Origin of the sequence: Arthrobacter sp. LAPM80 (assembly GCF_046736435.1) — a bacterium.
In the GTDB taxonomy this organism is placed as follows: domain Bacteria; phylum Actinomycetota; class Actinomycetes; order Actinomycetales; family Micrococcaceae; genus Specibacter.
This window is the reverse complement of record NZ_JBCHVD010000038.1, coordinates 1-4,515: the sequence shown is the minus strand read 5'-3', so window position 1 is coordinate 4,515 and position 4,515 is coordinate 1. Positions and strand designations below refer to the sequence as shown.

At 49.5% G+C, this 4,515-nt stretch carries 3 protein-coding genes; all 3 read right to left on the bottom strand.

Going from position 1 to position 4,515, the window contains the following annotated elements:
- Positions 1-188: 188 nt before the first annotated feature.
- Positions 189-1,250 (bottom strand): glycosyltransferase, encoded by a 1,062-nt coding sequence (locus tag AAGW05_RS18340; protein WP_411805997.1) that lies wholly within the window; start codon positions 1,248-1,250, stop codon positions 189-191.
- 532 nt (positions 1,251-1,782) lie between these two features.
- Positions 1,783-2,628, bottom strand: coding sequence for a glycosyltransferase (locus AAGW05_RS18335; RefSeq protein ID WP_411805998.1), 846 nt, complete (start codon positions 2,626-2,628; stop codon positions 1,783-1,785).
- A 353-nt stretch (positions 2,629-2,981) separates the two neighbouring features.
- Complete coding sequence (locus AAGW05_RS18330) at positions 2,982-4,124, bottom strand: ISAs1 family transposase (RefSeq protein ID WP_411805996.1); 1,143 nt, start codon at positions 4,122-4,124, stop codon at positions 2,982-2,984.
- Positions 4,125-4,515 lie beyond the last annotated feature (391 nt).

Genomic DNA, 4,515 nt, shown 5'->3' with positions numbered 1-4,515 from the left:
TGTCTAAACGACTTTGCAGCCGCCCTGCCGTCTACGCACTAGCGCGTTTATCATAAATCGTACTACGAAATTCCTAATATAACTCTGCAAATGATAGATATCAGGCCTAGCATCTGGATGTAATTCTTGAAGTCGTTTTGTTTAGAAATGGAAACTAATTACTTTCATGATATAATGTAAGTTCTTAGTTAGACATTCGCATTTTCGTGTACCAACAAATTCCGTGTTCGAGAAACTGTATCAGACCAAGTATTAAGCGTTCCTTGGTCGCGGATCTTCTTGGAACGAACATCCTCTAATGCATTCGTCAATTGGAGCCCCAGATCCTCAGGCGTCGGTTCAGCAGTATACAAACCACTGAAAATTTCGTCGAGGCCACTATCTGACGTAACTACCGCTGGGATTCCAAAATACGTTGCTTCAGCCACTGGCAAGCCAAATCCCTCATCCGAGGATGCCAAGACAACGACCTTTGCTCCAGAAACTAGTCGCTGATATTCTCTTTCTTCGACGAATCCCGGCAACCGGATACTTTCGGATAAGCCATATGAACCGGCGAGGCTAAGGAGGCGTTCGGCATATCCGCCTCTTGCACCCAAAATTATGAGAGCGTCTGGACGTATTTCTACAGGAATTTGTGCGAACCCTTTTATAACCAATTCTGGGCGCTTATTGTTATGGTGACCAAATGTTACTACCCAGGTAGCTTCTCCCGGTTCATTGGTATTCCAGGTTCGAGCATGGTCGCCGCCGTTTGGAATGACTATCGTTCTAGTTTTGGAGACGAGAGTTTTCGTTTCAATTTCAGTCTTGGCCGAAATGCAAATATTGTAGGATGCATGTCGCGCAGATACTTCCCATAATTTTCTGTAAAAACGCTGGATTCTCGGAAATTCATCGGGGTTTTTTTTGTGACGCCAGTCATGCTGAAAGCAAAAGGCTCGACGCCGAGGCACTAGAAGGGAAACTATCGGACTGAGTGACAGAACCGAAGACGTGCGAGACAAGAGGCCGACTAGCGGTGTAATAAGTATCTGCCCGACGGCACGAGTGAGTATATTTTCATTTGGCCAACAAATTATTTTAATATTTTTGAGGTCTCGGAATTCGGTCTGCGACCATTTTGGTCCTATGATGATTAGGCGGTCTAGCGGATAGTCAGCAGACCAACTTTTTATTATTTCGGTGGCATGGAGTCTCATACCCCCGGATAGTTCGGTAGACGCTAAAATGTCAATCGCAATTTTCATCGGGGCTTTTATTTCCTATGTAAGTAGTCACTGTCGGCATATGGGGGAATAATTTGTTCATACGTAAGTTATAAGGCTTGCTATTTTTCAGTTTTTAATTACATGCAAGAATGAATTCATATGGTGCAAGCGGCATTATTTAGGCGTTTTTTATTAGAAATATTTTGAAAGCGACCACTGCTCAATATTCAACACATATACGGTCGCTGTTGGCGGAATCACGTGAACATATTCTCAGGTTTCATGTGATCCAATAGGTCCCATTTTTTATAATCGTAGCCAATGGAGTGTATAAAAATTCGATTTTGTATCGGAATGGGTGCGAGAATTCTTTTGTTTGTGATCTAGGGAATGTTTCACAAGAATCATTGCCTTTGGTGCGTCTTTCAATTTACGTTAGGCATTTTAATAGACGCTTTTGTCATGATCCACTCAGAAGTTTATGCGTATAATTTTTGCTCTGCTTCATTGTATCAACTTGGGAGTTATTAATACTTAGATCTAATAGTTGATCAATTATTATTTTTGACCGTTATGATGATGCTTTGATTTCTGCGGAAGTGTAAATGGCATTACTGTCATTCTTTTTTCTTCCTGGTGCTCCAAGTAGGTGTGGATAACGAGAATAGAATTTAATCAGTGACGGTATCTCCAGCTTCCAAGCATTCCAAGAGATTCGTTTTGTTTCTCGCGCCCATCCGTGATACCACTGAGCATTCCCTATAACGACTGAATCGCCAGAGAGTTTTGAATTTCGTAATCCGAGATCGGCATCTTCGTAATATACAAAGAAGTGTTCGTCCCAAGGGCCCAAGTCATCCAAATGGTCGCGTACCCCAGCCACTACAGCTCCCATTAGCCATGAAACCTTTATTGATTCTCCGGGTTCGGAATATTTCAGATATGAGTCAACTAACCTAGACGGCCTGATTCGGTTCTGAATCTTATTCAATAGGTACGGCAAACCTCTGCCATTTGGCTGTAGCGAACCATCGGGGTTGATCAGTTGTGGCGACACCAAATCGAAGGGATGTGCGTTGAGGTGAGTTTCCAATATTTTTAGATCTTCGGGCTGCGGAGAGACATCAGGGTTTATGAATGCAATATACTTGCTCTTAGAGCTTTGGTATCCGACATTATTTGCGGCTCCAAATCCGAGATTTTTTGGAAGTCGGATCACCGTCGCTCCCAATGCCTCGGCCTGGTCGGCAGAATTATCCGTAGATGCGTTGTCGACTACGATCCATTCGAAATCTTCGTTTCCGTTCATTACTGGCCAAAAACTACGTAACGTTGATGCGCTGTTATAGGTAACTGTTATGAACGTCCACGAGTGCTGCGGTCGTGGCGTGGGCCTAATGTAAATGTGGTTAACCATAGATATATCAGCGGTCTTCTTCCAGTGACGAGCCGACAGGGCGCATCGGTCGATTTGAGGTGTTGTGAGTAGCATTGAGATCTGTGATTTTACGTCGCAGAACACCCAAGGCGTGGAACTGGGCATACGGTGTGTGTCATGCTCGGTGGCCCTCGTTAGTTCTTCCGCGTTTAAAATGCACCCAGCCATGGTGCAAGCATATCAGGCACTTCACCAAGGGAAATTGATTGTTGAGGTACGTATTGATTTGACATCACGATTATTAATCAGTCTCCCCGACGGTTAGCCTCGATCTTTCATGAGGTGGGGTTTCTGGTGGATCAGGGCCAGTGTCAGGGCGTCTGCAAAGTCGTTCAGCTGATAATGAGGCCGGCGAGTTTGAGTGCGCGGTGCGGGTAGTTGCGGGCTCCTCGGGTGGCTTTGGCGAGGTTGGGTTCGCCTTCCAGACGCAGGATTGAGATGGCGATGTTCCTAAGGGAGGCCATGACCCGTGGCGCGTTTCCACGTCGCACCTGACTTCCGTCCTCGCGCCACGTTACGTCCCGGCGCCAGTGGAGGCCGTTCTCTATTCCCCAATGCCCTCGGATCAAGGACGCTATGAGTTCCGGTTTTCCTTGTGCTGGCGCCAGTGACGTGACGATGTAGACCGTCTCGGTTGACCATTTCCGGGTTCCGATTGGCCTGGATTTCCGGGTGATCTGAGCGGCCTGGGCGGCGTGCGGAAACTTGATCCCGGCAGCGAGGCCAACGCATTTAATGATCCGTTGGATCTCGCGGCCGTTGGCAGTCTCCTTACTCGTGTTTCCGGCACGGACCTGTTTCCATGGCAGGGCACGCAGCTGGTCATGGAGCTTGGGCTGGTTCGCTTTGACGGTGAGCACATAGTGGGCTGACCGGGAGTGCAGGTAGTCGGCATGCTCGCGCTGTGTGTGCAGGGCATCGGCGGTGACGATGACGCCACCGATGTCCTTGATGCCTTCCAACAAGGGTTTGAAATAGGTGATCTCGTTGTGCTTTTCGGACACGTTCTCCTGAACCAACACGGCCCCGGTGGCGTGGTCAACGCCGGCCAGCAGGTGGACCCGCGTGCCACCGCCGTTCTTGGCACCACGGACTTCCTTCCCATCAATGGCAATCGCCGTCACCGCTGTCATGCCTTGTGCCCACGACCCGGCCAACCGGTCCAGGGCGTCGGCGTCCAGGCGCTGGAGGACCCTGGCCAATGTTGTCGCGTGCGGGGCACCTATACCGAGCGCAGCGAGCTGATCCCGGGCTGTATCGGCGGCCCATTCCGCCATCTCCACCAACGATGTCGCCCCGGCCACCACCGAGCAGACCATGATGACCAACAGGTGCGCGAAACGGTGCCTCACCCCACGCCGTTTCCGGGGGTCCGGTAGTTCCGCCAGGGCGGCAAGGACCTTGCCCGGGTCAATCTCCACCGGCCCCGTCTTAGCGAATTCGTCAATGAACGAGGCAAGGTGAGACGATGGCATGCGAGAACTCCTGGCAACATGTGGGACTGAACAATCACATGCTTAATGGGAGTTCTCGCTCATTAACAGCCACAGCCCGGTCGTCTCACATATTAAGACGATTCACCCTCAAAAAAGACTTTGCAGACGCCCTGGGGCCAGTGTCAAGCCCCGGGTTTGGTGGAGGGTTTGTTAGACCCGTTCCAGCGTTTTGATGGCGGGTAGATTTGAGTAGTAGTTGGTTTCAGCTTCGACTGGTGGGATGTATCCGATTTCGCCGTGGTGGTGGTTCTCTGGGGGTCGTCAACTTTTTGCCGTCGGATTTCGGTATCGTCGCAGGTCAGATGGGTATTGGGCTACGTTTTCGTGCACTGTTGATGTGGTGCACGTTGACCCGTGGGTAGCTATTTTT

What these genes read in the sequence shown, in the direction of transcription:
- AAGW05_RS18340 (WP_411805997.1), bottom strand. Translation starts at nt 1,250, where the DNA reads ATGAAAATTGCGATTGACATTTTAGCGTCTACCGAACTATCCGGGGGT.
- AAGW05_RS18335 (WP_411805998.1), bottom strand. Translation starts at nt 2,628, where the DNA reads ATGGTTAACCACATTTACATTAGGCCCACGCCACGACCGCAGCACTCG.
- AAGW05_RS18330 (WP_411805996.1), bottom strand. Translation starts at nt 4,124, where the DNA reads ATGCCATCGTCTCACCTTGCCTCGTTCATTGACGAATTCGCTAAGACG.